The organism is Candidatus Cloacimonadota bacterium (assembly GCA_012522635.1).
GTDB lineage: Bacteria > Cloacimonadota > Cloacimonadia > Cloacimonadales > Cloacimonadaceae > Syntrophosphaera.
On record JAAYKA010000056.1, the window covers coordinates 1 to 3,160 of the forward strand.

The window sequence follows — 3,160 nt, forward strand, 5'->3', positions numbered from 1 at the left end:
CTGATGGTGCTTATCAGCGCGGTTTAGGTTTATGGCACGCTTTTTGATGAGATTGATGTTTGACGGCACGGATTTCCGTGGTTGGCAGGCGCAATGCGCCGGACGCAGCGTGCAGGGTGATTTGATTGCCGCTTTTCGCCGCCTCGGTGTGAGGCATCCAAATGTGACCGGAGCCGGCAGGACAGACGCCGGAGTGCACGCCCTGGCTCATTTTGCCCATTTCGACTACCGAGGAAAAATGACTCCTCAACAGTTGATTTTGTCTCTCAACACCAAGTTTCAAGGTGATCTGCAAGTGACTGGCATTTGGGAAGTTACAGAAGACTTCCACGCTCGTTACAAAGCCTGTGGACGTGATTACGTCTATCTTTTGGCGCGGGAAAAAACCCCGCTCAATCGGCTTTATACAGGTTTCATGCCGCGCAGCAAAATCAGCCCGGAAGGTCTCAAACGGCTTGGTGAGGTATTGCTCGGCAGCCACGATTTCAGCTCACTGAGCCGGGATAACCCCTTGGTGCCAAATCATATCTGCAATATCACGCGGCTGGACGTGTCCGAAAATCAGGGCATCATTCGCTTCGACATCAGCGCCGACCGATTTTTGCACCACATGGTGCGCCGCATCGTGGGAACCTTGGTGAATCTGGAACACATGGGCATGGACGGCAGCGTTTTGGAAACAATTTTGGCGGAGAAAAATCCGCGTCAAAGGCTGGTGACCACAGCCCCGGCATCGGGTTTATACATCACCGGGGTGCGCTATCCAAATTTAAAGCTTGACAGCGACATCACCGAGCCGAATATGTTTTTCTTTTTGAGGTAAAAAATGCGTTATCAAATACCACGCGGGACCTATGACATCCTGCCCCAACAGAGCCACAAATGGCAAAAGCTTTTCGCGGATTTTCGCAAACTGGCAGCGGCTTATGGCTACTCTGAAATCAGCACACCCATGTTTGAGCAGGCCGGGCTGTTTGAGCGTAGCTCCGGTGAAAGCTCGGATGTGGTGAAAAAGGAAATGTATCGCTTCACAGACCAAAAGGGACGTGTTTTCGCGCTCAGGCCAGAAGGAACCGCACCCGTGGCACGTGCTTACGTGGAAAATCGCATGGATATTGGCGCCGCGGTCAAAAAGCTCTATTATATCGGCCCCATGTTTCGCTATGACCGTCCTCAGGCGGGACGCTATCGCCAGTTTCAACAATATGGCATTGAGCTGATTGGCAGTGATAATCCCTATTACGATGCCGAAGTGATTTCCATTCTCTGGCTCTATCTGAGCGGCTTGGGGCTCAAAAACCTGAGGCTCGAAATAAACAGCGTGGGCTGTCCAAACTGTTCCCAGGCATACGATAAGGCGCTTCAGGCATATTTCAGACCGCATTTTGAGGAACTGTGCCCGGATTGCCAGGTGAGATTGGAACAAAATCCCCGCCGACTTCTGGATTGTAAAGTGCCAAGCTGCAAGGCAATAGCCCATGACGCGCCTTCCCAATTGGACTATTTGGATGAAGAATGTCGCCTCCAATTTGCGGCGGTGCAAAAGAATTTGGAATTGATGGGCATCCCTTTTACCATCAACCCCCGCATTGTGCGCGGATTGGATTATTATACCCACACAGCCTTTGAGGTTGTTTGCGACAGCCTCGGCGCGCAAAATTCACTTGTCGGCGGCGGACGTTACAACGGCCTCCTTGAACAAATTGGAGGGAAAAGCACGCCTGCCATCGGCTTCGCCGGTGGTTTTGAAAGGCTGCTGCTGGCATTGGAGGAAGAGGGCGTCAGTTTGGGGGAACCCCCTGCGCCGGAAGCTTTTGCCATCCTGATTGGCGAAGCGGCGCGGGAAGCCTTTTTGTCCCATCTGAACGCTTTGCGGCAAAAGGGGATTTTTGTGGAATTCGACCCCGATAAGAGCTCTTTCAAGGCTCAGCTCAAAGCCGCGGACAACCGTCATGCCAGCTTTGCGCTCATCTTTGGCGAGGATGAACTGGCGGCAAACAGCGTCATTTTGAGGGACTTGAGCAGCGGCGAGCAGAAAACTTTTTCCCTGGAAAACTTGGATTTGCTGGTGGAGGCCATCCGCGGCTGAATCCGCCTCGGCAAGAAAAATCAGCCGTCTGTAAACACGTCCATATCTAAGAACGAGTCTGTTGATTTTCGAATCTCAAGACCGCAACCTCTTGTGTCGCTTGACTTTGCTTTTGAAACATAAGGAAGACTAAGGGCAGTGACCAAGAAAGAACCAAATTTGGCGATAAATACAGGAAGTTCCAAAGGAAAATCAAAAAAAAGGGGAGCCGCAAATCGGCATCCCCGTTAATGATTAAGAAAGGTTCTGTTTTTACAGATATTTATTGATTTTGGCTTCTACCAAAGCTTGGATTTCGTTCATTCGTTCCTGAGATTCCGCTTCAAAACGGGTCACCAAGACCGGGGTGGTATTTGAGGCGCGCACCAGCCCCCAGCCATCAGCAAAGGTGATGCGGGCGCCGTCGATGTCGTTGACGTCATAGCCTTCGGCTTTGAATTCATCGCAAACCTTTGCCACCACATCGAACTTGCGCTCGTCCGGACAGGAGATGTGCAGTTCCGGAGTGTTGAACATTTTGGGTTGGTCGGCCAAAAAAGTGCTGACAGGATTGGAGGTGTGGGATACGATTTCAATCATGCGGCAACTGGCATAGATGGCATCGTCAAAGCCGAGGTAGCGGTCTCCCAAAAACACGTGGCCGCTCATTTCTCCGGCAAATTCAACGCCGATTTCCTTCATTTTCATTTTGATGTTGGCGTGGCCGGTTTTATACATCATCGGCACGCCGCCATGTTTGCGGATGTCATCAAAGAGGTTTTTGGAACATTTCACATCCGCGATGACGGTCTTGCCGGGGTTGTTTTTCAGGTAATCACGTGCCAGAATATTCAGGATTTGGTCGCCAAAAAGCATCTTGCCTTTTTCATCCACAACCCCGATGCGGTCTGCGTCTCCATCCAGCCCGACACCGATTTCATATTCCGCTGCCACCACAGCACGAGAAAGGTCTTCCATGTTTTTTTCCACAGTGGGGTCGGGATGGTGGTTGGGGAAGGTTCCGTCTGGTTCGCAATACATCTCAATCATTTCGCAGCCCAGGCGGTCGAGAATTTCCGGCAAATAGGGTCC

The 3,160-nt window shown here is 51.3% G+C and carries 3 protein-coding genes; 2 read left to right on the forward strand and 1 reads right to left on the reverse strand.

The window, feature by feature from the left end; translation table 11 throughout:
- The first annotated feature begins 31 nt into the window (after positions 1–31).
- Positions 32–823, forward strand: coding sequence for a tRNA pseudouridine(38-40) synthase TruA (gene truA, locus GX135_03335; GenBank protein ID NLN85126.1), 792 nt, complete (start codon positions 32–34; stop codon positions 821–823).
- A gap of 3 nt (positions 824–826) precedes the next feature.
- A complete protein-coding gene (locus GX135_03340) occupies positions 827–2,089 on the forward strand; it encodes a histidine--tRNA ligase (GenBank protein NLN85127.1) in 1,263 nt (420 codons plus the stop codon).
- A 252-nt stretch (positions 2,090–2,341) separates the two neighbouring features.
- On the opposite strand, the gene GX135_03345 is transcribed toward GX135_03340, so the two are convergent.
- Positions 2,342–3,160: phosphomannomutase/phosphoglucomutase (locus GX135_03345; protein ID NLN85128.1), on the reverse strand; the 819-nt coding region annotated here is incomplete at its 5' end.

Coding starts and splice junctions, on each gene's coding strand:
- truA (NLN85126.1), top strand. CDS start 32: ATGGCACGCTTTTTGATGAGATTGATGTTTGACGGCACGGATTTCCGT.
- GX135_03340 (NLN85127.1), top strand. CDS start 827: ATGCGTTATCAAATACCACGCGGGACCTATGACATCCTGCCCCAACAG.